Annotated in this window: 18 protein-coding genes, 1 tRNA gene, 1 other RNA gene and 1 pseudogene; 12 read left to right on the top strand and 9 right to left on the bottom strand. The window is 64.3% G+C overall.

The window, feature by feature from the left end:
• Window positions 1-34: 34 nt before the first annotated feature.
• Window positions 35-119, bottom strand: a tRNA-Ser gene (locus tag RI444_RS03105).
• 328 nt (window positions 120-447) lie between these two features.
• Between RI444_RS03105 and RI444_RS03100 the strand changes: the two genes are divergently transcribed.
• The 4 genes from RI444_RS03100 (at window position 448) to recR (ending at window position 5646) form a co-directional block, all read left to right on the top strand.
• Window positions 448-771 (top strand): hypothetical protein, encoded by a 324-nt coding sequence (locus RI444_RS03100; RefSeq protein ID WP_021471653.1) that lies wholly within the window; start codon window positions 448-450, stop codon window positions 769-771.
• Window positions 772-1427: 656 nt separating this feature from the next.
• Window positions 1428-1524, top strand: an RNA gene (gene ffs, locus RI444_RS03095) — signal recognition particle sRNA small type.
• Window positions 1525-1557: 33 nt separating this feature from the next.
• Window positions 1558-4974 (top strand): DNA polymerase III subunit gamma and tau, encoded by a 3417-nt coding sequence (locus tag RI444_RS03090; protein ID WP_207605143.1) that lies wholly within the window; start codon window positions 1558-1560, stop codon window positions 4972-4974.
• 72 nt (window positions 4975-5046) lie between these two features.
• A complete protein-coding gene (gene recR, locus RI444_RS03085; RefSeq protein ID WP_021471655.1) occupies window positions 5047-5646 on the top strand; it encodes a recombination mediator RecR in 600 nt (199 codons plus the stop codon).
• A 35-nt stretch (window positions 5647-5681) separates the two neighbouring features.
• On the opposite strand, the gene RI444_RS03080 is transcribed toward recR, so the two are convergent.
• Complete coding sequence (locus tag RI444_RS03080; protein ID WP_207605144.1) at window positions 5682-6743, bottom strand: hypothetical protein; 1062 nt, start codon at window positions 6741-6743, stop codon at window positions 5682-5684.
• A gap of 180 nt (window positions 6744-6923) precedes the next feature.
• Here RI444_RS03080 and RI444_RS03075 point away from each other — a divergent pair, with 180 nt between their 5' ends.
• A complete protein-coding gene (locus tag RI444_RS03075; RefSeq protein ID WP_207605145.1) occupies window positions 6924-8270 on the top strand; it encodes an aspartate kinase in 1347 nt (448 codons plus the stop codon).
• Window positions 8271-8363: 93 nt separating this feature from the next.
• Here RI444_RS03075 and RI444_RS03070 read toward each other — a convergent pair whose 3' ends face one another.
• Complete coding sequence (locus tag RI444_RS03070; RefSeq protein WP_069696310.1) at window positions 8364-8951, bottom strand: TetR/AcrR family transcriptional regulator; 588 nt, start codon at window positions 8949-8951, stop codon at window positions 8364-8366.
• A gap of 108 nt (window positions 8952-9059) precedes the next feature.
• Between RI444_RS03070 and RI444_RS03065 the strand changes: the two genes are divergently transcribed.
• Together RI444_RS03065 and RI444_RS03060 are read left to right on the top strand one after the other, a co-directional pair.
• Entirely contained in the window at window positions 9060-11552 is a 2493-nt protein-coding gene (locus RI444_RS03065) for a beta-glucosidase (protein WP_207605146.1), read from the top strand.
• Window positions 11553-11704: 152 nt separating this feature from the next.
• On the top strand, window positions 11705-12004 hold the full coding sequence (locus RI444_RS03060) for a DUF4193 domain-containing protein (protein ID WP_018778105.1): 300 nt from the start codon (window positions 11705-11707) through the stop codon (window positions 12002-12004).
• Between the two features lie 103 nt (window positions 12005-12107).
• Here RI444_RS03060 and RI444_RS03055 read toward each other — a convergent pair whose 3' ends face one another.
• From RI444_RS03055 to RI444_RS03045, 3 genes are all read right to left on the bottom strand, one after another.
• Entirely contained in the window at window positions 12108-12500 is a 393-nt protein-coding gene (locus tag RI444_RS03055) for a lipopolysaccharide assembly LapA domain-containing protein (protein ID WP_021471660.1), read from the bottom strand.
• Window positions 12501-12664: 164 nt separating this feature from the next.
• The gene (locus tag RI444_RS03050; protein ID WP_021471661.1) at window positions 12665-12895 is read right to left on the bottom strand and encodes a hypothetical protein; all 231 of its coding nucleotides are present in this window, start codon (window positions 12893-12895) and stop codon (window positions 12665-12667) included.
• A gap of 179 nt (window positions 12896-13074) precedes the next feature.
• Window positions 13075-13299, bottom strand: coding sequence for a hypothetical protein (locus tag RI444_RS03045; RefSeq protein ID WP_021471662.1), 225 nt, complete (start codon window positions 13297-13299; stop codon window positions 13075-13077).
• A 138-nt stretch (window positions 13300-13437) separates the two neighbouring features.
• On the opposite strand from RI444_RS03045, the gene RI444_RS03040 reads away from it, so the two are divergent.
• The 4 genes from RI444_RS03040 to RI444_RS03025 all read left to right on the top strand — a co-directional run bounded on the left by RI444_RS03040 (window position 13438) and on the right by RI444_RS03025 (window position 15965).
• Window positions 13438-13914: a MarR family winged helix-turn-helix transcriptional regulator gene (locus tag RI444_RS03040; protein ID WP_079941153.1), complete on the top strand. Its 477-nt coding sequence runs from the start codon at window positions 13438-13440 to the stop codon at window positions 13912-13914.
• A 101-nt stretch (window positions 13915-14015) separates the two neighbouring features.
• Window positions 14016-14624, top strand: coding sequence for an SSI family serine proteinase inhibitor (locus RI444_RS03035; protein ID WP_079941152.1), 609 nt, complete (start codon window positions 14016-14018; stop codon window positions 14622-14624).
• Window positions 14611-15546, top strand: a complete 936-nt coding sequence (locus RI444_RS03030; RefSeq protein WP_200769291.1) for a 3-methyladenine DNA glycosylase — start codon at window positions 14611-14613, stop codon at window positions 15544-15546. Before RI444_RS03035 ends, RI444_RS03030 begins: the two co-directional genes overlap by 14 nt.
• 29 nt (window positions 15547-15575) lie before the next feature.
• On the top strand, window positions 15576-15965 hold the full coding sequence (locus RI444_RS03025) for a serine protease inhibitor (RefSeq protein WP_207605147.1): 390 nt from the start codon (window positions 15576-15578) through the stop codon (window positions 15963-15965).
• On the opposite strand, the gene RI444_RS03020 is transcribed toward RI444_RS03025, so the two are convergent.
• On the bottom strand, window positions 15948-16892 hold the full coding sequence (locus RI444_RS03020; protein WP_242703148.1) for an MFS transporter: 945 nt from the start codon (window positions 16890-16892) through the stop codon (window positions 15948-15950). The genes RI444_RS03025 and RI444_RS03020 overlap by 18 nt on opposite strands.
• Here RI444_RS03020 and RI444_RS03015 point away from each other — a divergent pair.
• Window positions 16825-17628 (top strand): annotated as a pseudogene (locus RI444_RS03015) (helix-turn-helix transcriptional regulator). The gene RI444_RS03020 and the pseudogene RI444_RS03015 sit on opposite strands and share 68 nt — an antisense overlap.
• A gap of 119 nt (window positions 17629-17747) precedes the next feature.
• Here the strand turns inward: RI444_RS03015 and RI444_RS03010 are convergent.
• Together RI444_RS03010 and RI444_RS03005 are read right to left on the bottom strand one after the other, a co-directional pair.
• On the bottom strand, window positions 17748-20849 hold the full coding sequence (locus RI444_RS03010) for a S8 family peptidase (protein ID WP_207605813.1): 3102 nt from the start codon (window positions 20847-20849) through the stop codon (window positions 17748-17750).
• A gap of 263 nt (window positions 20850-21112) precedes the next feature.
• Window positions 21113-24085 (bottom strand): exo-alpha-sialidase, encoded by a 2973-nt coding sequence (locus tag RI444_RS03005; protein ID WP_207605148.1) that lies wholly within the window; start codon window positions 24083-24085, stop codon window positions 21113-21115.
• Window positions 24086-24307 lie beyond the last annotated feature (222 nt).

Raw genomic sequence — 24307 nt, 5'->3', positions numbered from 1 at the left:
AAAAGGCCCCGGTCCAGTGGACCGGGGCCAAACGCGGAGAATGGGGGATTTGAACCCCCGAGGGCGTTAACCCAACACGCGTTCCAGGCGTGCGCCATAGGCCGCTAGGCGAATTCTCCTTGCTTCCGATTCGAAAGCAGATACTACTGTACCTGAGATTTTCGGCATCTCCCAATCGGGCGCCAGAACGGGTTCCAAGCCCGCGACGCCGCCCGTCGGCAGCAGCCTGAACGACAAGACTTTAACGAAAAAATGGACGCCCCCAACGCGCCCATTCCTACGGTACTTCCGTTGAGCCGCCGGGTCCGGCCCCTCTTGCCCAGGCCCCGCGGCTCACAATCGACGGAGATTGCCCCAATCGGTGTACATACTTATGGTCCGCTGCGACCTCTCCGGATGCAATGCTTGGGGCCGGTTCCGGGCCTTAGTTGCTGACAAAATGTCTTTATGACCGAACTGCATGCCTTGGTTGTCTACGTGCCCGAAGATCATGCGGACGCCGTCCTGAAGGCGATCGGCGACGCCGGGGCCGGTCGAATAGGCGACTATTCCCATTGCGCTTTCACCTCGCCCGGCACAGGCCGCTTCACTCCCCTTCCGGGAGCGCAACCGTTCATCGGCGACGTCGGTGAACCGGAGCAGGTGCCGGAAGTCCGCGTTGAGTGCGTAGTCGCCGGAGAACTGCTCGACGGCGTGGTACTGGCTCTGCGTGAAGCCCACCCTTACGAGGAGCCGGCCTTCATGACGTGGCCTGTCAAAGGGTGGCGGTGATCCACTCCGTCGCACTGGGCCGGCCGTTGACGCCGCACCCTCACCCGCAATCCGCACCCATAGGAACTGGAGCGCCACGCGGAAACGGGTGCGCCGCCAACTCACAACGGGTGCGCCAAGCGGAAACAGGTGCACCCAGACAGAGTGGCCGCACAGCCCCACCCCGGGCAGACACCGACGCCCGCCGCCGGGGCCGGCCGTTGACCCGCCGCCGACGCCGCACCCCTTCCCGCAATCCGCACCCATCAGAACAGGAGCGCCACGCGGAAACGGGTGCGCCGTCCACCCACAACGGGTGCGCCAAGCGGAAACAGGTGCACCCAGGCAGACGCCGACGCCCGACGCTAGGGCTGGCCGTTGACGCCGCACCCCTACCCGCAATCCGCACCCATAAGAACGGGTGCGCCAAGCGGAAACAGGTGCACCGCCCACTCAGAACGGGTGCGCCAAACGGAAACAGGTGCGCAGAGCTCGGGTCGATAAGTGATTGAGGGACGGCCGGAAACGGACTGGACCTGATAGAGGGGCGGGCGGAAACGGGCGGCAGGTGATAGAGGGACGGCCGGGTTCGACGGCGCGGAGTACCCGCCGTCGAGCGGTTTCCACAGTCCCCTCCAGCCGATTCGAACCGTGCCCCAAGTTCGGGTAAGCTTGTCGACGGCCCCTCATGTGGCGTCATCCTGTTGAACTCCCCCAGGACCGGAAGGTAGCAAGGGTAGATGGGCTCTGGCGGGTGCATGAGGGGTCTCTTATTTAAATGTCAGTCCCTATAGGTAGGTTTTCCCTGTGACTGTTACAACTGCCCTGTACCGAAGGTACCGCCCGGATTCGTTCGCGGACGTTATCGGGCAGGAACACGTCACGGAGCCGCTGATGACGGCGCTGCGGAAGAACCGCGTGAACCACGCCTACCTCTTTTCCGGCCCACGCGGCTGTGGCAAGACCACGTCCGCGCGCATCCTCGCGCGCTGCCTGAACTGCGCCGAGGGCCCCACGGACACCCCCTGCGGAAAGTGCCCCAGCTGCATCGAGCTTGCCCGCGGCGGTTCGGGTTCGCTGGATGTGATCGAGATCGATGCCGCCAGCCACGGCGGTGTGGACGACGCCCGGGATCTCCGTGAACGCGCCACGTTCGCCCCTGTTCGCGACCGCTACAAGATCTTCATCATTGACGAAGCCCACATGGTCACCTCGGCCGGCTTCAATGCGCTGCTTAAGATCGTCGAAGAGCCGCCGGAACACATCAAGTTCATCTTCGCCACCACGGAACCGGACAAGGTCATCGGCACCATCCGTTCCCGCACGCACCACTACCCCTTCCGATTGGTGCCGCCGGAGCCGCTCATCAAGTACCTTGAGCTGCTGTGCCACCAGGAGAACGTGCCCGTGGCTCCGGGCGTGCTTTCTTTGGTGATCCGTGCAGGTGGCGGCTCAGTGCGCGACTCCCTTTCGGTGCTGGACCAGCTCATGGCTGGAGCCGGACCGAACGGCCTCGATTACGAGCTCGCTGTTGCCCTGCTCGGCTACACCCACGCCTCCCTTCTTGACGACGTCGTCGATGCCGTCGCCGCGGCGGACTCCGCCACGGTGTTCCGAGCCGTTGACCGCGTCATCCAGACAGGCCACGATCCGCGACGCTTCGTGGAGGACCTCCTGGAGCGTTTCCGGGACCTCATCATCGTCCAGGCCATGCCGGAAAGCGCCCAGTCCATCCTCCGCGGCATGCCGGAGGACCAGATCGCCCGCATGCGCAACCAAGCCACCAATCTGGGTGCGGCTGAACTGTCCCGGGCGGCCGATGTCACCAACACCGCCCTCACCGAGATGACCGGCGCCACGTCACCACGGCTACACCTGGAACTTCTTTGCGCCCGCATTCTCCTTCCGAGCGCGGAGCAGACGGAGCGCGGAATCGCCGCGCGCATAGACCGCGTGGAACGTCGACTCAACTACGCCGGCGACGCCGTGATCCCGGCTGCCGCTTCAGCCTCACCTCAGGCCGGGGCAGCACCAGCCGCAGGTTCGCAGGCTCAGCAGGTACCGGCAGCTCAAACCGTGGCTCCTGCCGCTCAGCAGACAGCCCCCGCTACCCCTGCTGCCATGGCACCCATGACTCCCCAACAGCCGGCGGAACGTCCCGTTGAGCACCAAACCGCTGCTGCCCCCGCGGGACCGTCCGCTCCCGTTGCACCTGCCACCGTTCCGTCGCAGGAGCACCAGCGACGTGAGCCACAGCAGCAACAACAGCCGGACTCCGGAGCGCGTACGTCCCTGACGGCACCACGGGTCTCCACCAACGACTGGCCTGTGGAGGACCGGTCCGTTTCCGGGCGCCCAACGGGTCCCTCTGAGGGACAGCAAGCTCCCGTGCAAACTCCGGCCGCGGAGCGGAACCCGGCGGCCACGCCCACAGGGCAGGCAGCCCCGGCGGCACAACCCGCACCAGCCTCACAACCTGCCCCAGCCACGCAGTCCGTACCAGCACCGGAAGCTCGGCCCGCGGCCATCCCGTCAGCGCCAACCCCCTCCGGCGGAGACGTCGAAACGCTTCGGCGTGCTTGGCCGGACGTGCTGCAGGCGCTGGCCAAGATCAAGCGCAGCACCTGGGCCTTGGTGGAACCCAACGCCCAAGTGGCCCAGTACGACGCCCAAGTGCTTACCCTCGCTTTCACAACCAGTGGCCTTGCCGGGGCGTTCGGACGCGCCGATCATGCGGAAAACCTGCGCCAGGCCATCCACAAGACCATCGGCATCGATTGCCAGATTGTCGCAGTGGCAGGCGCCAACAGCTCAGCGAGCTCTGAACCAAACCCAAAAGCACGTACTAGCCGGGACACCCCGGCAACGAACACCCAAGAACCGGTTTCAGACGGAGCTGCGCACCTGGCCAGCGGATCGGATACAACGCCAGTCGCGGCCGCTCCAGCACCAGCCCCGGCAGCTGCCACCGCCGTGGATGCAGCGTGGGGCCTTGCCCCGGCGTCACGCCCTGAACAAGAGTCTTCCGCCCGGAAAGCTCCTGCACAGGACGCGCCAGCCCACAAAGCTCCTGCGCAGGAAACCCCCGCCCGGGAACCAGCGGCGCCCGCTCCAACGGATCACGCCGCCGGCATCTCAGAGGCCCCTACCGGCCCCGCGGACAACGTGGAAACTCCGAGCTGGCAGTCCGTGTCCCCGGCAGATCGGGAATCGGTCTGGTTGACCGGCCCGAAGACTCCGGAAGAACCACCTGCTGGACCGCAGGCAACTCCCCAGGCCGGACCCCGGGCATCCGTGCCTGACACGGCCGGCGACTACTCGTACCCTGATGACGATTGGGGTCCGCCGCTCGACGAGGACGCCCCGCCGCTGGAGGAAGAACCGCCGGCTGACTGGGAGCCGACCCCCCGGTACGAGGCCCCGGCCGCCCCTGCGCAGGCCCAGGCCGACGCACGGCCCCGGACACCGTCGCGCCCACAGGCAAGCCCACAGCCCACGCAGGCCACGAAACCCACGAATGCCACCGAGACCCCCTCGCGGCCGGGTCCCGCCCAGGATCCGTGGTCACGTGCGGTGGAACATGCGCCGGGAACGTGGGTTGTTGGCACGGAATCCAACGTTGGCGGTAAAGCCAAAGCCAACGGCAACAGCAGCGACCACCAAGCGGCCCAGCCCTCGCAGAACGAGTCGGCCCCGCAGTACGAGCCAGCTGCAGCCCAAATACCGGCAACAGCACAGGCTCCCACGGCCGGGACTCCTGACATCGGCAGCGAAACCGCCGAGCCCTCCACCTACGGCCAGCCAACCAGCGCCGGGAACAACGGTTCCTCAGGCTGGGACGTCGCACCGCCGTCGGAATGGCCCGGAGCAGGCGCGACGCAAACCCAGCAGAAGGCACCGGCGTGGCCCTTGTCGTCCCTGGAGCCGCAGGAGGCCCACGGTTCCGTCGCCACGCTCGAAGGGGACGCGCCGTCGGGCGGTCGGCCGGTCAAGCAGAGCCTCTACCAGCGGTTGACCAACAGCCCTGAGGCCCAGCGGGGCCGCGTCCAGGCGCCTGCCCATCCCCACGCCCAGCCGACCAGCGTGGCGGAGGACATCCCCAGCCCCGAGGACGAGACCATCGAGGAATCGAGGGTGTTCGGACGCGCCGCGGTGGAGCGTATTCTGGGCGGAAAGCTGATTGAAGAGCGGTCGTTGGACGGTTCTCCCCTCCACATGCGCTGACCACCATCTGCGCCCGGCACGCAGCCCTAACCCTGAGCGCAGCGGCATTGCAACGAAACGAACGAGGACATTGTGTACGAAGGTGCAGTTCAAGAGCTGATTGACGAGCTCGGCCGGCTCCCCGGCGTTGGGCCCAAATCGGCGCAGCGCCTGGCGTTCCATATCCTCGAGGCTGATCCCGAGGATATGAAGCGCCTGGTTGCAGCCATCACCACCGTCAAGGAACGCGTGAAGTTCTGCTCAGTGTGCTTCAACGTCACTGAGCAGGAAACCTGCAACATTTGCCGCGACCCCCGCCGGGACCCCTCGGTCATTTGCGTGGTGGAGGAATCGAAGGACGTCCTGGCCGTTGAACGTACGCGTACCTTCCGTGGGCGCTACCACGTACTGGGCGGCGCCATTAACCCCATCGCGGGCGTCGGCCCGGAACAGCTGCGGATCCGCGAGCTCCTTACGCGGCTCAACGACGGCGCCATCCAGGAAATCATCATCGCCACCGATCCGAACCTCGAAGGTGAGGCGACGGCCACCTACTTGGCACGGATGCTGAAAACGATCGGCATCACGGTCACGCGCCTCGCGTCCGGGCTGCCGGTGGGCGGAGACCTCGAGTACGCCGACGAAGTGACGCTTGGCCGTGCCTTCGAGGGCCGCCGCAACGCCCTCGCCTGACCGCGGGCCCCTGACCAACGCAAGCGCCGAATAGCTCAGGCCTTCCGGCGCAACCGCATCCGCCCGGGAATCACCACCAACGCGGCCACGGCGCCCTGCAGCGCCAGGCCGGTGACCGCTACCGGCACCGTTGGCGGCAGGCTGTCACTCGATTCGCCTCCGAGGCAGGGAACGTCCCGCTGCGGACCATCGGCGGCCCATTGCAACCCGGCGAGTATCCACGCGAAATCGCTGTTCCTGGGAACAAACTCCCCCGCCGTGCTCCCGAAGACCATCACCGGGTTGCTCGCCGCGATCCACGCCACCCGATCGGTGTGCGCAACCTCAACCGGGCGCGTTTGGCCCAAGCATTCATAAGCGGTCATGCGTCCGGATTCGTCGCGCTCCACGTTGACCGGAACCGAGGCTTGCGCGGTGGTGGACGTGCCCGGAAGCAGCGCGAGGGTTGCCACCACGTTTCCGAACAACAGGAAAGCCAGGAGCAGGGCCACAAGCACGCCTCCGGGCAAGGCCCTCCGGAAACAGGCGCGGCTGCCGGCACCGATCAGCCCGAACAGCGCCACCTCCACAGTGACAACGACGACGGCGGCAATCGCCAGCACGATCGGCCCTCCGGTTGCTGCGCCAACCGCAGCCAGGACAACGCCGGACAAAAGCGCCAGGACCAGGCCATGCAGCAATCCTGAGAACAGGGCAGCAAGAACGCCGGACGCGGGACGCCTGAATCCTCGGACGGCCCCGTGAGCTGCAGCGACAAGGACCAGCCAAGCCCCCAGCAGCAGGTAGACGGCGTCCCACAGGCCTGTTTCGAACCATCCGTTGGCTGCGCCGAATCCCACCAACGCCGCGGTCAAGGCGCCGGCGGCCGCTATCCCCAGAACGCATGCAGTCCAGTACCGCCACGAGCCAAGGGACGCGACCACATCCGACCAGGCAGCGCGGGCCGCTGCACCCACCGGACTGCGCGGATGGGCCGGTGACTCATCGTCGTGGGCCGCTGCCGGTCCCGCCTCGGTCCCGGCACGGTGCGGACGACGGTCATCAATGACTCCCCCACCGATCACCTCATAGTCGGAATCTCCGCCCTGGAACGTCATAAATGGATAGTACGCCGGGCGATCATAGGCCGAAATGCCTCATGATGCCGCCATGTGGTCACAATTCCTGCGTGGGGAGCACCCGGCGATAAACTTGGCAAATAAGCTACGCCGGCGTGCTCCAATGAGGATATTGGTACGCCGGATTCGAACCCTATTAATTGCAGTGAGGGTGCGCGCATGACTATGCCCACTACCGAAGTGAAAATCGAAGAGCTCGCAGGCGGAGCTGCCATTACCAAGCAGCTGATCGTCCAGAAGTTCGGCGGTTCCTCGGTTGCCGATGCCGACGGCATCAAACGGGTTGCCCAGCGGGTGGTGGATGCGCAGAAGGCCGGCAACGAGGTAGTCGTTGTCGTCTCCGCAATGGGTGACACCACGGATGAGCTCCTCGACCTCGCAGCCCAGGTCACCGACTCCGCCCCCGCCCGCGAGATGGACATGCTGTTGTCCGCCGGCGAGCGTATTTCGATGGCTCTGCTGGCAATGGCGATCAACAAGTTTGGTGCTTCCGCCCAGTCGTTTACCGGCTCGCAGGCCGGCATGATTACCGACGGTATCCACGGCAAGGCGCGAATTATCGACGTCGATCCGCACCGGATCCGCACGGCGCTGGACAAGGGCCACATCGCAATCGTCGCCGGCTTCCAGGGCATGACCCGCGTCACCAATGAGATCACCACGCTGGGCCGCGGCGGTTCGGACACCACGGCTGTTGCACTGGCCGCAGCGCTGGAAGCGGACGTTTGCGAGATCTACACGGACGTTGACGGCATCTACACTGCCGATCCCCGCGTGGTTTCTTCCGCCCAGATGATCGACCGCATCTCCAGCGAGGAAATGCTGGAGCTCGCTGCGTCCGGCGCCAAGATCCTGCACCTGCGCTGCGTGGAGTATGCCCGCCGGTTCGGCGTGCCGCTGCACGTGCGGTCTTCATTCAGTAACCACGAAGGCACATGGGTCATCCCGGGTGCCGATGAAAAGTTCACGATTCAAGAGGGAGTTGCCTTGGAGCAGCCAATCATCTCCGGCGTTGCACACGACCGGTCCGAAGCCAAGGTCACCGTTGTTGGCGTTCCGGACATCCCCGGCAAGGCCGCTGCGATCTTCCAGGTGATCGCCGACGCCCACTCGAACATCGACATGATCGTCCAGAACGTTTCCACCCACGGGACGGGCCGCACGGACATCTCCTTCACGCTGCCCATCGTTGAAGGCGCCGACGCCCTGGCCGCCCTTCGCGCCGCTGAGGGCCAGATCGGCTTCGAGAGCATTGAGTACAACGAGAACGTCGGCAAACTGTCCCTCATCGGCGCCGGCATGCGTTCGCACCCGGGCGTTTCGGCTACGTTCTTCAAGGCGCTGTCTGACGCCGGCATCAACATCGACATGATCTCCACCTCGGAAATCCGCATCTCGGTGGTTACCAGCGCAGACAAGCTCGATGACGCCGTCCGCGCCATCCACGCCGCATTCGAGCTCGACGGCGACGCCGAGGCTACCGTCTACGGCGGCACCGGCCGCTAGGAACTTCCCCGGGCCCCAAGCCCTGACAGGTCCAAAAAGATAATGCCGTCCTGAGGCTTCAGGGCGGCATTATCCGTTAACTGCTTCGGCAGGTCATCCGGCCGGGGGCAAGAGGACATCGATGAGGGTCCGGAGTCCCTCGGCCATGTCCACGTCCTTGTCGTAGAGCCACTGCAGTTGGAGTCCATCGAAGGCCGCCACCACCAGGCGGGAGAGCTGCACAGGATCCACGTCGGACCGAACCTCCCCCAGGTGCTGGCGCTGGGAAATATCAGCGCTGATGTCCCCCACCAGAGCCTCGTACCGTTGGCGGAAGTACTCATGGGAGTCATGCCCGGGGTGGCTGGCGGTCGCCGAGGCCACCGCGTACAGGGTGGTCAGCCCGCGCTCCTGGCGGTTCCGCTCGGCGATCGGGGCCATCAGGTCAAGTCCCGCTTTTTCGGAATTCCCGACGGCGGCTGCCCGGCGGTCGCGCTCGGCGAGGACCGCCGTGAGGAGCTCCTGCTTGCCCTTGAAGTAGTGGAAGAGCGTTGCTTCCCGGACTCCTACGAGTTCGGCGACCCGCTTGAGCGCGGTCCCTTCAAATCCTTCGGTGGCGAAGACGTCTGTGGCTGTCTGGATGATCTGTTCCCGACGTTCAGCGCCCTTGGCATACTGTCCGCGTGCCCTCGAAGTAGACATTGGTTCAGTCTATATTTGCGGGCTTCTGCCCTGAAAACCTAGTCACACTAGATTTCTAGCGTTACCCTTGGTGAAAGTCCTGAAAAGGCCATGCACAAAGGAGTCACCATGAATCAACCCCGCCTGATGGAAGCCCTCACCGTCGGCACCGACGATGCCGAAGCGAGGATCCGCGAGCTTGCTTCCGGACTCAGCCTCGAACAGCAGGTCCGGCTGCTCACCGGCGCGGACATCTGGTCCACCCATACCCTTCCCGACATCGGCCTGGGCCGGATCGTCCTGTCCGATGGTCCGGCAGGCGTCCGGGGTGAGGACTTCGACGAACGCCACGACTCCGTTTCCCTGCCCTCGCCGACAGCATTGGCCGCAACCTGGAGCGTTGATATGGCACGCCGGTACGGCCAGATCCTTGGCCAGGAAGCCCGGCGCAAGGGCGTCCATGCGGTACTCGGCCCCACCATCAACCTCCACCGTTCACCCTTGGGCGGCCGCCACTTCGAGTGCATGAGCGAGGATCCGCGCCTCACTGCCACCATTGCGGCCGGGTACGTTGAGGGCATCCAATCCATGGGCGTGGGTGCGACACCCAAGCACTACCTCGCCAACGAGGCGGAAACTGACCGCTTCACCGCCGACTCGGTGGTTGAAGAGCAACCCCTGCGCGAGCTCTACCTCTCAGCATTCGAGGACGCCATCCGGGAAGCCCGCGCCTGGCTGGTCATGAGTTCCTATAACTCGATCAACGGCACCACGGCCAGCGAAAACGACCTCCTGGAAACACCGCTCTCCACGGAGTGGGGCTTCGACGGAGTAGTGGTCTCCGACTGGACCGGAGTGCGCTCCATTGACGCCGCAAACGCGCACCAGGACCTGGAAATGCCGGGCCCTGTAGGCCACTGGGGACCCAAACTCATAGCTGCGGTCAACGATGGCCGCGTCAGCCGCGAAGCCATCCTGGAGAAGGTCACCCGCATCCTCCGGCTTGCGGCCCGCGTCGGCGTACTGGAAGGCTTCAAACCGGCAATTACCCGGCTACCGGCCGAACTGGACGGGGCCGCCGTCGCACGCGACATTGCCGTACGCGGAGCGGTACTGGTCCGCAACCGCGATGGACTGCTTCCCCTGGACGCCGGCAGCATCCGCAGCGTCGCTGTCATCGGTCACAATGCCGAGGAGGCGCGCACGCAAGGCGGCGGCAGCGCTACGGTCATGCCCAAGCACACGGTCTCGCCACTGGAGGGGTTGCAGACGGCACTGCCCGACGACGTCAAGGTCACCTATGCGCGCGGGGCCAAGGTAGCCGAGGGTATCCAGGCCTTTTCCCGGACGGACCTGCACAATCCCGTGTCCGGAGTTGCCGGCATACGGGTGGCCTTCCATGCTGCTGACGGTTCGGAGATTTCAGGTGAGGACCGGCTGGCCTCGCACCTTATCTGGTTCGGCGTGGGGATCCCGGAGGGCACAGCGAGCATCCGGATGGTCACCGACTGGACGGCGCGGACGGCTGGAACCCATCACATCGGGGTGGGCACCGTGGGCAGAATCCGCCTGGCCGTGGACGGTGAAGACGTCTTCAATGGCGAACTGGAGGATCAGACCAACGTCCTCGGCGCGGCCCTCTTCGACCCGCCCGCTACCATCCATGCCATCGAAACGGCCGCCGGCCAAATGGTTCGGATCGAAGCGGAGTACCGGCTGCCCGAGGAACAGTTCATTCCACTCACAGCTATCCTGCTTGGCGAGGACACAGTGGTGGACAACCCGCATGCCGACATCGCCGCCGCAGTGGAAGCAGCCCGCGCCTCCGACGTCGCCGTAGTGGTGGTTGGTACCAACGCAGCCATTGAGTCCGAGGGCTTCGATCGCACCGACCTGGATCTCCCCGGATTCCAGGACGAGCTGGTGTCCGCCGTGGCCGCAGCCAATCCCCGCACCGTGGTGGTGGTCAACTCAGGATCACCCGTTCTGATGCCGTGGTTGGACAAGGTCAGTGCAGTGCTGCTCGGCTGGTTCGGCGGCCAGGAGTTCGGCCACGCAATCGCGGACATCCTTGTGGGCAAGGAGGAGCCCGGAGGACGCCTGCCCACCACGTGGCCGGCCGCGCTGGAGGACGTTCCGGTGCTCAGTACAACGCCGGTGGAGGGCAAGGTGGTGTACTCCGAGGGAATCCACGTCGGGTACCGCGCCTGGCTCAAACAGGAAGCTGCTGGTGGCGCAGCACCGGCCCTGCCGTTCGGGTTCGGCCTCGGATATACCAGCATCGAGTTCGGCACGGCACATGCGCCACAGTGCGTGCCTGCGGGTAAGGACGTGGTGGTCCACGTGCCGGTCCGCAACACCGGAAACCGCACGGGCCGAGAGGTGGTCCAGGTGTACCTGTCCCGCCCTGAGACAGCGGTGGAACGGCCCGTCCGCTGGCTGGCCGGCTATGCGGGAACGCACCTCGCTCCGTCCGGGACTGAAAGCGTGGAGGTGCGGATTCCGGCCAGGGCCTTCGCCCATTACGACGGCGGCTGGCAGTTCGAGCCGGGCACGTTTACCCTGTTGGTGGGTCGCCATGCCGCAGACGACTTCCAGGAGCTGGATGTTGAGCTGCGCTGAGACAGGTGAACACCCCTAACGTGTCCATTGCATGACATTAGTTACCGTGGTTTTCCCCACATGTGGCCTCTTTACGGTATGGTATGGAATTTTCATGGCATGCTGTACGTTGCATAGCCGTAACTCCCCTATCTGAAGAGGCAAATAAACAAGTGGCAGCCGATTACGACGAACTCCGCACAGACGTCAAAGAAAACCAGGAGCAGTCCCTCCAGGCACTCCAGTCCGCCAGCGCCCCCACGGCCAAGAGCGTGGTGCTGGAACTCGACGAGACCGATGGCCTTGACGCCAACGGCCCCGGTGGCGAAATCGTCGCCGAAGAACTGGTCATCCAGGTCATCCCGCAGGCAAATGACGAGTTCACCTGCAACTCGTGCTTCCTGGTCCGCCACCGCTCGCAGATCGCCCGCGAGAAAGATGGCGTGGCCTACTGCACTGACTGCGAGGGCTAGGACCTCCACAACCCGGGCGGTCTGATCGTCGTCAGGGAGTGCCGCCGTCGGGTTAAATGCGGATGGACCAGTTCACTCTGTGAACTGGTCCATCCGCATTTAACTAAGCGTTTTCGACTCCCGCACCGGTACCGTGCCCAGCGAGGCTGCGTTGCCGGCGATGGTTGATGATCCGCAACTGCAGGATGCGGGCACCTCCGGCCAACGCAACCAGCACGCCCCCTCCGACGGCCGCGATAAAGAGCGTCGTACCCAGGGCAAGCGATCCTTCCAATCCGAAGAACCTCACCGTCACCATGTCCTGGTTCTGCACGAAGAAGACGATCAGCAGCACCAGCACCACCAGGCCAACCGCCACCGCAACCCAGACGGCTGCCGTACGCGTCGGGCGGGAAGATCCAGGCACCGGGCCCTGCGACCGGACGGCGGGTCCGGTGTTTGCCGGGATACTTCCTGCGTTTGCAGGGATCCTTCCTGCATCATCTTGGAAACTCATTCACGGCCCCTCTCCCCAAACAGGACTGACCCTGTTTCCACTCATCCCGTAACAACATAATAAGCATGCTGATCACCCGCGTGGAAGCATCAATGATGGAAGCGCTGGAGCCCGCGGACGCCAAAGCGAAGGACCGGAGCTGAACCCCGGTCCCAGCGTCAGCCCTAAAGGCTGTAATCGGTGGTTGTTGGACCTGGATCGTTGTTCCGGACAGCGTAGTGATGCCCTTCGGAGTCAGTCTCCACGTCAAAATGCTTAAGGTCCTCTTCCGAGGCGAGCTCAAAGTCATCGTGCTTGTGCACCACAGGAGCATCCGAATAGCCATGAGTGGCCGGTCCAAAAACGGACTGCAGCCGTTCGGTTACGTGCTGGAAGCCTTCCAATTTGCGTCCCATTTTCTTCCACCCCCTTTCCGCAGGAGAAAGAAAAACGGCAGGGCCGGTGCGCGCCGTTCCAGTGAGGCAATTTTACGCCCGGAGAGCCACAATGGTCAGTCCGCGAGTTGGCATTTATTCGCAATGTTCCCCGCCCGGACTGCCATCAAATGCCATCTCGCGGGGAGGGCACCGAAGGTTTAGCGCAGAGACTTGTCGTCCGGGTTGCGGGGAACCACGTACGTGCTGCCATCGGGTCGGCGCACGGTTTCCCACTGCTGTGTTTCCGCTTGGCGCTGCGCCAGAAGGCGACGATTGGCCTCGGTCATCTCGTGATCGAGGGAGCTGCTGTGGGCCGGGCCGAAGATAACCCGCAGCCTGCCAGTTGCACGCATGAACTTCTGGGCGAATGATTCCTTGGCCACCGGCGATCGACTCCTTGTTTCAACGGATCAATACCTCCATAGTAGGCTAATAATTAGTGCACTAACTAATTGGCTGCAGGGTTACCGGCAACGCACGTCCGCCGGCTCGAGCCGCGCCCACAGCCCGGGAAGGAAACCATGACCACAGCCAGCGGAACCAATGTCAACGATCAAGCCGACGATCTCCTTCTTGAACGCCAGCTCTGCTTCGCCCTGACCGTGGCATCCCGCAGCGTGGTGGGGATTTATAAGCCCGTCTTGGAGCGGCTCGGGCTCACGCATCCGCAATACCTGGTGATGCTGGCCCTCTGGGAGCGGAGTCCCCGCACCCTCAAGGACCTCAGCGATGCCCTCCTCCACGAGCCCGCCACCCTTTCACCGCTCCTCCGCCGCTTGGAGGAAGCGGACCTTGTGACAAGGGAACGAGTCCAAGGCAATGAGCGCGCCCTCGCCATCACCCTCACGGCGAAGGGCGCGGCCCTCCGTGAACAGGCAACTGCCGTTCCCGGGCAGATCCGCGAGCGCCTGCAGCTAAGCCGCGAAGAAGTGGCCGAACTGCACCAAGCCATGACAGGCCTGATCGCGGCAACACAACGCGGGGTCAGGGTCGGATAAGTCGGGTAAGCCGGAGAACAGCAGCACGCCCCCCGGCAGGTACAACACCTGGCGTCCAAAACCGAGAGACCGCGTAAAATGGCAGCAACCAAGGAGATCCAATGCGCATGCGATTCGTTCGGTCCGCCCTCGCAGTACTGACTGTTGCCGGACTGGCCGCCTGCACCGGCGGCCCTGCGCCGGACGCCACTTCAAGCAGCAGCGCCACCTCAGGCAGCACCCCGACGTCCGGTTCCACAAGCAGCACCAGCCCGTCGCCGTCGTCGTCTACTACAGGGGCGACGCCTACGCAGGTTCCCACTACCCTTGGCCCCGGCGATACTTCGCCCAACCCGAGCCTTCCCGCCACCACGCCCACTCCGGGCCAAGGCAATGCGGAGCTGTCCATTACCTTCCTGGCATCTCCTGACGCCGCGCCGAAGAACTACACCTTGGTGTGCCAGGGCGGCGTTCCGGCGGCAGAGAGCAATCATCCCACCGCGGCCGCGGCCTGCGAGGTCCTGAAGAACTACCCCGCGCTCCTCAACCCCGCGCCGGTAAAGACCGACCAGGCCTGCACCATGCAGTTCGGCGGCCCGGAGACGGCCACCGTGACGGGCGCCGTTGACGGCACCGAGGTGGACGCGAAGTTCAGCCGGACCGACGGCTGCCAGATTGCCCTGTGGGACGCCTCCAGCAGCATCCTGGGTGCCAGTGGTGGTGCAGCCTAGGCTTCAGCACCTCCCCCAGGAGCAGTGGCTCGGGCTGGAGGCTGCCCATCACGCGCGCGTCGCCCGCTATGCCGACCCCTACCTCGCCCGCCGTTCCGCCGGGCAGAAGCACCCTGTGGAGGACTTCCTCTTCACGTATTACACGCAGAAGCCCGGGCAACTGCTGCGCTGGCACCCCGGGGACGGCGTTGTGCTCAGCGGGGAGCGCGCACTGGAGCGGGCCGACTGGAAGTTCTATCACAGGCTCGACGACGGCCAGCTCGCCGCCGTCGGACTGGCCCCCGGGACGCCTGCGGTAGCTTTCCACCGCGAGCCGTTCCTGGACCAGCGTGCGGAAGCTGTTCGCTTCGCCGGGATCATCCTCAAGGGCACCGCAATGCGGCCCGCCCAGTTCGGCTGCTTTGGCCTCCACGAGTGGGCCATGGTGTACAGGCAGGAAAAGTTCGAACTACGCCATGAGTACCTGCAGCTCAGGCTCGGCGGGGAGGGGACGGATGACGTGGTGGAAAAGAACCGCATCCGCTGCTCCCACTTTGATGCCTTCCGCTTTTACACGCCGGACGCTGTCCCCCTCAACGAGCTCGCTCCTACGCGGGAGAACCAGCGGACCATAGAGCAGCCCGGCTGCCTCCACGCCAATATGGACCTCTACAAGTGGGCCTACAAGCTGGCCCCCGCGCTGCCCAGCGAGCTGGTGATGGATTGCTTCGAATTGTCCTGGCGGATCCGGGCCATGGACATGCAGGCCTCACCCTACGACCTTGAAGAATGGGGCTACCCGCCCATCAGGATCGAGACACCGGAGGGCAAAGCCGAGTACGTTGAGTACCAGCGGGCTTTCGCAGCCGAGTCGCAGAAGTTGAGGACCCGCGTGCTTGAGTCGGTGGGTCCGTTACTGGAAGCCCTGCCGGCCAACGCTTGAAGCACCCGCCGCACCAGCGAAAGGTAACCATGGTTTCTTCCGAAAAGACCGAATACGACGTCGACCTGACAGTCACGCTGACAGAGGCACCCGGCGCGGAACCGAGGACGTTCCGCCTCCGTTCCGCTGACGGCGTCCTCTCCCCGGCCGAAGGTTCGGTGGAATCCAACTTGCCGGACGCGCATGCGGCACTTGCCGCCGTCGAGCAGTTCGGCGAGGAAGCCTTCTTCCCGGTACCGCGTCCGGACCGGCTCTGCACGCAGCAGTACGGTGGACCGCAAATCGCGGTGGTCGAGGGGACGTTCCGCGGACGGCAAGTCAACAGCCAATTCAGCCGGACCGACGGCTGCGAAATCGCCCGGTGGCGCAGCCTGGCTCCCCTATTCGGCGGCCTCGGGGGCTCAACGGGCAACGTGTGAAATTTCCGACGCAAGCAGGCCCGGACGGCGGAGGAACAAGCCCACTGCCAGAGCCGTGGCCAGGCACAGGCCTGCGTTCACCCAGATTGCCGTAGTGACACCGCTGAGGACGGCCGGAGCGGCGTTGTTACCGATAGACAGGATCTGTGCGGTGAAGATGGCGCTCATGATCGGAATACCCATGGTGATGCCGATTTGCTGGCTCATTGTTGCCAACCCCGTAGCCAAGCCTTGCTCTCCATCAGGCAAGCCAGATGTGGCGGTGACCATGTAACCAACAATGACGACGAGGTTTGCCACACCACCGATGAACGTGGCAATCAGAAGCAGAGCAATCGACGCCGGGTGTTCGCTGAGCAGCACAAGCGCGCCGGTGGCGATGGCTTGGACAATGAATCCGTAAACAATGGCCTTCTTGTTGCCGATCTTTCCGATGACCTTGGGGCCAAGAACTCCACCGAGCACTGTGCCGAGGCCGAGGACCGCGAAGGCAAGACCGGCGCCAAGCGGGGTGTACCCGAGCACTTGCTGCAAGTACAGGGTCAGCAGGAATACAAGGGACGTCTCGGTGACGAAGGCAAGAATGCCGGCGATGTTTCCCCAGGCGACTGCGGAGCGCTTCAAGATGTCCAAGGGAACCAACGGGGACGACGCCTTGCGCTCCACCGCCACGAAAGCCAAGAACAGAACCAGGGCTGCGGCGAGCGACCCCAAAGTCAACGGATCGGTCCAGGAATGTTCGGCGGCGTTGGTCAAGCCAAAGACGAGCGCCAGAAGGCCCAGGGTCACCGTGATTGCTCCGGGGACGTCGAGCTTCAGTTTGGCAGCTGGCTTGCTCTCACCGAGGACGATCGGGGCGATGATGAGAACCGCGACGGCGACCCTGCGCAGGGAAGAGCTGGCGATGTTGGCCGGTGTCAGCAGCACCTACTACACCCGGCTGGAGCAGGGGCTCAGCAATAATGCGTCCGAGGCCGTGATCGACGCCATCGCGCGGGCTTTGAACTTGAACACCGATGAGCGGGCACACCTTTTCAACCTTGCCCGGCCCGGAACAAGCAAGCGACGGACCCTGACCAAGCCGGACAAGGTCAGGCCAGGCACACTCCGGCTCATCCAGTCGCTGGCCACGACGCCCGCCGTCGTCCTTGGACGCCGCAGCGAGGTCCTGGCGTGGAACCGCATCGGCCACAGGCTGGTGGCCGGCCACTAGGATTTCGCCTCGCCTGACTCTCCATCCACGCGGCCCAACATGACGCGGCTGCTGTTCCTGGACCGCCACACACGTGAGCTCTACACACGCTGGCAGGAGGAGGCCACACGTGCTGTTTCTTCGCTGCGGCTGGTAGCCGGCCGTGCCACGGATGACCCGGAACTTGCGTCGCTAATTGGGGAGTTGGTCATGAACAGCCAGGAGTTTGCCAACCTGTGGGCCCGTCATCCCGTGGAGAACTGCATGTCCGGTGTGAAGTACATGCACCACCCCGAGGTTGGCGATATTGAACTCAACTTCGAAGTCCTGTCTCCGCCCGATCAATCCGGTCACCGCGTCCTCATGTACGCCGCAGACCCGGGTACGCCCGCGGCAGAAGCGCTGCAATTGCTGATGTCCTGCGAGCACGCCACCGGCGCTGAGCAGCACAAGCGCGTCACGGCCCAGTGATGGCGGCGGACTATTAGACCGCCAACGAAGGACGCTGCCCAGCCACCAATCGGCGGTCCGTGACAACTGTGGCCGGTGGGAAAACCCACCGGCCACAGTTGTTACAGGGAGAACACGGACTAGCCTGCGTTGTTCTCCTGTGTCGGCTCGTCGCTGCGGATCTTGCCGCGGTGCTTCTTGTCCTTCTTGGGATTCTCATTGTCAGGAACAACTACTGCCCCACCCGGGCTCACCACTACGGTGACGAAGCTGGGCTCGCTGGTCCCGTCGAAGGTCAGCCGGCCGATGTAGGAACCCGGTTCCAGGTTCTTCCAGTTCAGCGCGATGGTGCCCTTCTTGCCGTTGGCCAGCTTGATCGGGTTGGGGGTGAGTGTGGCGTTGCCTTCGTTCGCGCCGAGGACGGCGGCATCAACAGTTGCCTTGGTGGGCTGGTTGTTGGGGCTCGCGTACAGGTTGGCGAAAACGTAGTAGTCACCCGGCGCCGGGTTCGTAACAGTCACAGACTCGCTGGCCGAGGCCGTGGCGGACGGGAGCTGCTGCCCGGAGGGTGTCAGGACCAGCATGTCGAAGTCTGCGGCCTCGTCGGAGGAAATGACCGAGAACTTGGCCAGCGCACGGCCTTCACCCACCGTCACCTTCTTCACGAAGTTGGATGCGTTGGTCTCGCCCGCGAAGGGGCCGGGGACCAGTTCCACGGCAGAGGAGTCAGCCCTGGACAGGCCGTCAACCGTGACGCCCACCGGAAGGTTGGTGCCGGAGGTGATGTTGATGGTTCCCGAGCCGTTGGGGCCTGTACCGGTGAAGGCGAGCGCTTTGTCAGCAATCACCGACTGTGGGCGGACCGCGATGGGTGAGGTGACGGTCTGCTTGGCACCCTGCCAGCTCAGCGAACCCATGGCGAACTTGCCCAGTTCTGCGTTCTTGTTCTCGAACCTCACCTTGAACGTCCGCTTCTCACCGGCGCGGCTGAAGTTGAGGACGGACGGGGTGACCTTGACGTCGACTCCGGGAACGTTGACCGTTGCCCGGTACAGACCCGGCGTCAGGGCAGTGACGGTACGGGTGACCTCGATCTTGCCGGCGAGGTTGCCCAGCGCGAAGGAGGGCACGTTCATGTCACGGGCCTGCGTGGTGCCAAGGCCCGGAATGCCCAGGTCCATGCCCGTTCCCTGGACGAACTTGAGGTAGTCCTCCGTGGTGTTGTCGTAGACCAGGCCCGGCGAAAGGACCTTGGCAGGATCCACCTGGCCGGCTCCGGTTGCGAAGACGTCCGTGTTCGGAGCACCGTTCGCCAGTTTCACTTGGCCTGCAGTGGTCATCATGGCGGACTTGACCGCTGCCGGGGACCATGTTGGGTTCTTGGACAAGATCAGGGCTCCGAAGCCTGCCACGTGCGGGGAGGCCATGGACGTACCGGACAGGAAGCCGAAGTTGTCCCCTCCGGTTCCGATCGGGGAAACGCCGGCGAGGATGGCGACACCGGGAGCGGAAACATCCGGCTTCAGGAGGTCGGAGTCAGTAGCCAGCAGCGGGCCGCGCGAGGAGAACCCGGCAATTTGCGGCTGGGCTTCGGCCGGGAGACCCGTGGTGTCGCGGTTCAGCAGGGAGACGGTGATGGCCGGGTTGGCTGCGACCTTCTCCTTGATGGTGGCGGTAGCCGGCGGGTTGACGTGCACGGTGGGGACCGCGTGCTTGTCGGTGTCCAGCGAGGAGGCAGTCAGGTTCACAAGGATCATGCCCACGCCGCCGGCACGCAGTACTTCGGCGCTTTTGGCGGTACGGTCAACTACGCCGCGGTCGCAGACAACTACCTTCTCCGCCACCTTGGCCGGGTCCAGCGAATTCGGAGCGCAGAGGGCAGCGTCACCGTTGCCGCTGGCGGCATCGGTGGAAAGCACGACGCCGGCACCGGTCACCTCCTTGTTCATGATGCTCGCTCCGCGGAACTTGCTGCCATCGGAGAATTCCACGGTTCCCTGCAGTTCCTGCGAGAACGAGGTTGCGGCTACCGTGGTCAGCCAGGGTGCTCCGTGGTTGACGGTGCTGGGCGTCGGGCCGGAGTTGCCGGCGGACGTGGCCACAAAGATGCCTGCCGAAGCGGCGGAAAGGAACGCCAGGGAAACAGGATCCGTGGTGGACGTGGCAGAGCCGGAAATGGAGTAGTTCAGTACGTCCACGCCGTCCAGGATTGCCTGCTCGATCGCATCAACGGAAGCCGATCCGTAGCAGCCGCCTGTGGAGGGGTCGGTGTCTTCCCAGCAAACCTTGTAGATGGAGAGTTTCGCGGCCGGTGCTATGCCGCTGGTGACGCCGAAGCTGCGGCCGTCAACCGTTGCCTCAACATTGGCGTTGCCGGCTGCGGTGCTTGCGGTATGGGTGCCGTGGCTGTCCACGTCCACGGGAGAAATGAGTTCCTCAGGGGCGCGGTTCTCCGGAGGAACGGTGTCCAGGAAAGCGTCCGCGAAGTAGTGGGTGCTGAGGACCTTTGAATTGCAGGCGCTGCCGTCGTAGTCGGCGCCTGTGCCGGTACCGGGCTGGCACTCACCTACAAAGGTGTCTCCGTCGGCCTTGAGCATCGCAATCTTGCCGTCGTCGGTGCGGTAGGGAACGCCCACTTGGGGGTTGCCAACGAGGGGTCCTACGGGTTCACCGGCGAAGAACGGGTTGGAGGGGGTGTAGCCGGTGTCGATGACGCCAACCACGGTGCCCTTTCCTGCGTTGTCCACCCCGCCGTACTGGGTTGCCCAGGTGCCATTGGGCCCGCTGAGCTTCAGGAAATCGGTGGTGGAGTAGTCAGGGGCCTGTTGCGTGTCCGGCGCCACCAGCAGGACGTCGGGGTCCTTGACCAGGTTGATGGCCTGGTCTGCCGTGAGGTTGGCGCTGAAGCCATTGACAGCGGTGGTGAAATCGCGCTGGATCTTGACGTTTTCCTGCTTCGCGATTTCCTGTTGCTTGCGCTGCAGGTGCGACTGGTACTGCTTGACCTCGGCACTGTCGGCCTTTAGCTTCTTGCCCTCTTCCGGTTTGGTAGGCGCCAAGCCGGGCGTGCCGCCGTCGTAGGTCGCAGCGGGCTTCTCCGCGAGGACCACCATGTAACGGCCGTCCTTATAGGCAGCAGGGTCAAGGTTCTTCTTGGCCACAGCCGGAACGTTTTCCGCCGATGGAGCCGCCTGGGCCGGCAACGCCACGGAAGAGAGCACCAACGGCAGACCGACAGCCAAGGCCGCCGCCTTCCGAAGGCCCTCGCTTCTGACGAAGCTCTTTCCTTGGGATTTCACGAGTGAGTGCACCTTTCACTGGGGAGGACCGGGCGCCATCGCCTGGACCTTTCAAACGGGGGCCGGTTGCGGCATTGACAGTTCCTGTCAAAAGCGCACTACCAACCGAGTCACAGAGTACAGAGTGAGAGCGACATATGACATAAGGCACATTTTTGTGTTTTTGTCTTGTCACAATCGGGCCCGTCCTCCCCAGCATCAGGACGCTAGATCTTCTCCCCCTTCGGCGTTACTTGGAGCCGGTCGAAGGAAACCTGGCGGCCGTCCTTGTCCAGCACCACCACGTCATCCCGGCCATTCCTGACCTCGGGCGGGAGGATGAACTCCACGGTGTCCCCGGTGGTGGGGAACATCCAGCCGAGGCGGTAGCCCGTCTTATTGAGGTACACGTAATACCACTGACCGTACTCAAGCCCGGCGAGGGACACCTTCTGTCCGGTCCGGTACTTGAAGGCCGTGCCGAGATCGAACGGCGGCGTCTGGTCCTCAAGGTCCTGAACTGTCAGTTCGGGCTCCTTGCTTGGCTGTACCGGCTGCACCTTCAGCTCCAGGGGCTGACCTTCCGCAGTTGCGGTCACTTCCTTGGATCCGTTGCGGGCCGTGGCCTCAAAAGCGGAGGCAGCCAACGATCCACCTGCAACGTCGGCAGCGGTCAGGACGTGCTCGCGTGTTGCCGTGGCAGTGTCTCCGGGGGCAAGGAAGGGCAGCGATATCCCGGCGTCGGGCGCTTCAAGGCCCGTCAACGCTACATTGCCCGCGTTGCCCACGGTGTAGGTGAAAGTTACAGGGTCTCCGGCGCTGGCGAAGCGGTCTCCGTCAGCATCCTTCCATTCGGCCACCACTGTGGCGGACAAGGCAGCATCGCGGACCAACAGGTCCACTTCTCCCCCATTGATCCGATACGTCCTGGTGCTCTGGCCCGCTGCGCTGACCTCCCAGGTGGTGTCGGGAACAAAGAAGCCCTGCTCCACTTCTTCAGCCGTCACCGCGTGACGGGGCGTCGCGCACTCATAGCTCTGGCCTGCCGGGAGGGACAGGTAGCGGCAGTTTCCGGCCCCGGCAGGAAGGAACGGACTGAAGTTGCCGGCTGTAGGAACCACCTGCTCCACGAACGGGCTGGTGTTCTTGACCGTAAAGGCGTAGGGAACCAGCTCGCCTGCCGCGTACGGCCGGGTTGCGAGGTCGCGTCCGACGTCGGTGCGCGCACCGCTTATGTCCGCCGAAATCAGGCCATCCCGCAGGGCGACCGCAGCGCCGGTGAACTGCACCGTCTTGGTGAGTGACGGCGTCGTTGTGGAAGTGATGCTGAAGGTGGCCTCCGGAACAAAGTAGCCCCTCTCCATATCGGCGGCCGTGATGGTGTGCTTGGCCGTGGTGCAGTTGTAGCTGGCTCCGGCTGCAAGGTTGTTATAGCGGCAGTTGGGGGCCGCGGGAGGCAGGAAGCCGGAGTCGAACGTTCCGGTCAACGGCACGGAGTTGGCCGCCACATTCGCGGTGCTCTTGACGTTGAGCGTGTACCCCAGCACGTCACCGGCCTGGTACGGGTTGGCCGCTACGTCACGTGCCGGAGCCGAGCCCGTGATGGTAAGGCCCACTTGCGGAGCCACGGGCGTGGTGGCGGTGAAGGTGAACTGCGAAACCCGGCCATCCGCCGTCGTGAATGCCGCGTTGAGGCTGCGCGGGCCACTGGCGTCCGCCGGTGCGGTCAGTGCAACGGTCACGGTGACGGACGCACCGGGGGCGACGTCGGGCACGGGCACCGTGGTGGCAGACCACCCCGACGGCGTATAGACAGTTGCGGTCGCGCCGGAAAGCGTGGTTGCTTCCTGGTTAGTGACGGTCACCGGAACCTCCTGCGTTGCGCTCGGGGCGATGTTGACTGCCGGTACTACCAAGGGAGCGCAGACGTAGTTCAACCACGCGTCGTCGAAGGTGGCGAAGGGCATGTTGTCCGTGTAGTTGCCCTCGTAGAGGACACCGAATTTTCCGTCCGCCAGCCGTGTCACTGTCGAGTAGGCCGAGAAGCCGGGACGGATGGTGCGCACGCCCGGCCAGGTTGCGCCGTCGTCACAGGAGACCCGGGCCGAGACGTTTTCGCGGCCGGTCTTGGAGTTTGCGTTGGTGAAGATCAGTTTCTTCGCGTCTGCGGAGCCCTGCGCCGCGTTGGGGAACATGCGGGCGATTGCACCGTTGTTGGCAGGGTCCGGCAATTCCGTGTCCTGGCTGACGGGGCCGTACGTGGCTCCGCCGTCCGTGGAGACGGCCACCTTGCGGTAGCCCTGGTTGGCGTTGTCCCGGGAGTTGAGCAGGACCCGACCGTCGGACAGTTCCACAGTCTTGTTCTCGTCCATCCGGTCGCCCACGTTGGCACCCTTGTGCCACGTGACGCCGTGATCGTCTGAATAGACGCTGTAGGCCTGGATCTTGTTGCTTCCGTCAGCTTGCCGCACGTCGCCGGCGTACTGCTGGATGAGACGGCCCTTGTGCGGGCCGTATTTGAGCTGGATGCCCTCACCGGAGGAGGCAAAGTTGGAGCGGACGTCGCCGGCTGCCGGGTTGGTCTTGCTGGTACCCGGCTTGGTGACGGAGGTGATGAGGCGGGGCTGGCTCCATGTCAGGCCGGCGTCGGAGGACTCGATGACAGCGGAGGAAATGACGTTCCGGTCCGCGTCGTCGTTGCCGAACTGACTGCCGCCAAAGCCTTGGTCCTTCGAGTACACGAAGAAAGCGAAGACCTTGTTGGCTTCCGCGTCGTAGATGTACGAGGGATCGCTGTAGCCGTATCGAGGGCCGCTGGCATCGGCGACGTGGCCTGCGGCGATCACTTGGACCGGCCCCCAGGTCTTGCCACCGTCCGTGCTTCGGCGCTGGACGATCGAGTTCGGGTTCGGGGCGTCCGCCGCCGAACCCGGGCGACCGTCCCACGCTGCAAGGACCACGTCGTTGCCAAGGTAGGTAAGCGCGGGAATCCGGTAGAAGAAATTCGCCGCCGTGCGGTCGGCCGCCAGATTGGTTTCAGAGAAGCTGCCAGGTGGAAGCGTGGGCGAATTGGGCGGAGTGGGGGCCGCCTGGGCGGGCAGTCCCAAGCCGGCCAGCAAGCCGATGCTGACCGCGCAGGTCAGTACGCCGGTTGCGGCTCTTCGGACTAGCGATGGTGCGGAGGTGCTGTTGGATCTCAAATCCGTGTTCCTTCCTCTTTACGCTCACTGCGGAGGTGCTGGTGGATCATTCGCGCAGACTAGATACCTCGTATTACGTGCCACGTCGAACGTCCTACAACCATAAAGTGCTGGCCGTCACATTGCTAGCGATGACGCTGAATCAAGTTTTTGTCCGCCAAAGCAGATAACGTCGAGCACAAGCCCTCCACCAGAGCAAAGACCATGACCCGCGAGCAGTAA

The sequence above is a fragment of the Paenarthrobacter sp. AT5 genome (assembly GCF_032764245.1).
In the GTDB taxonomy this organism is placed as follows: Bacteria; Actinomycetota; Actinomycetes; order Actinomycetales; family Micrococcaceae; genus Arthrobacter; species Arthrobacter ureafaciens.
This window is presented reverse-complemented; position numbering and strand designations above follow the sequence as displayed.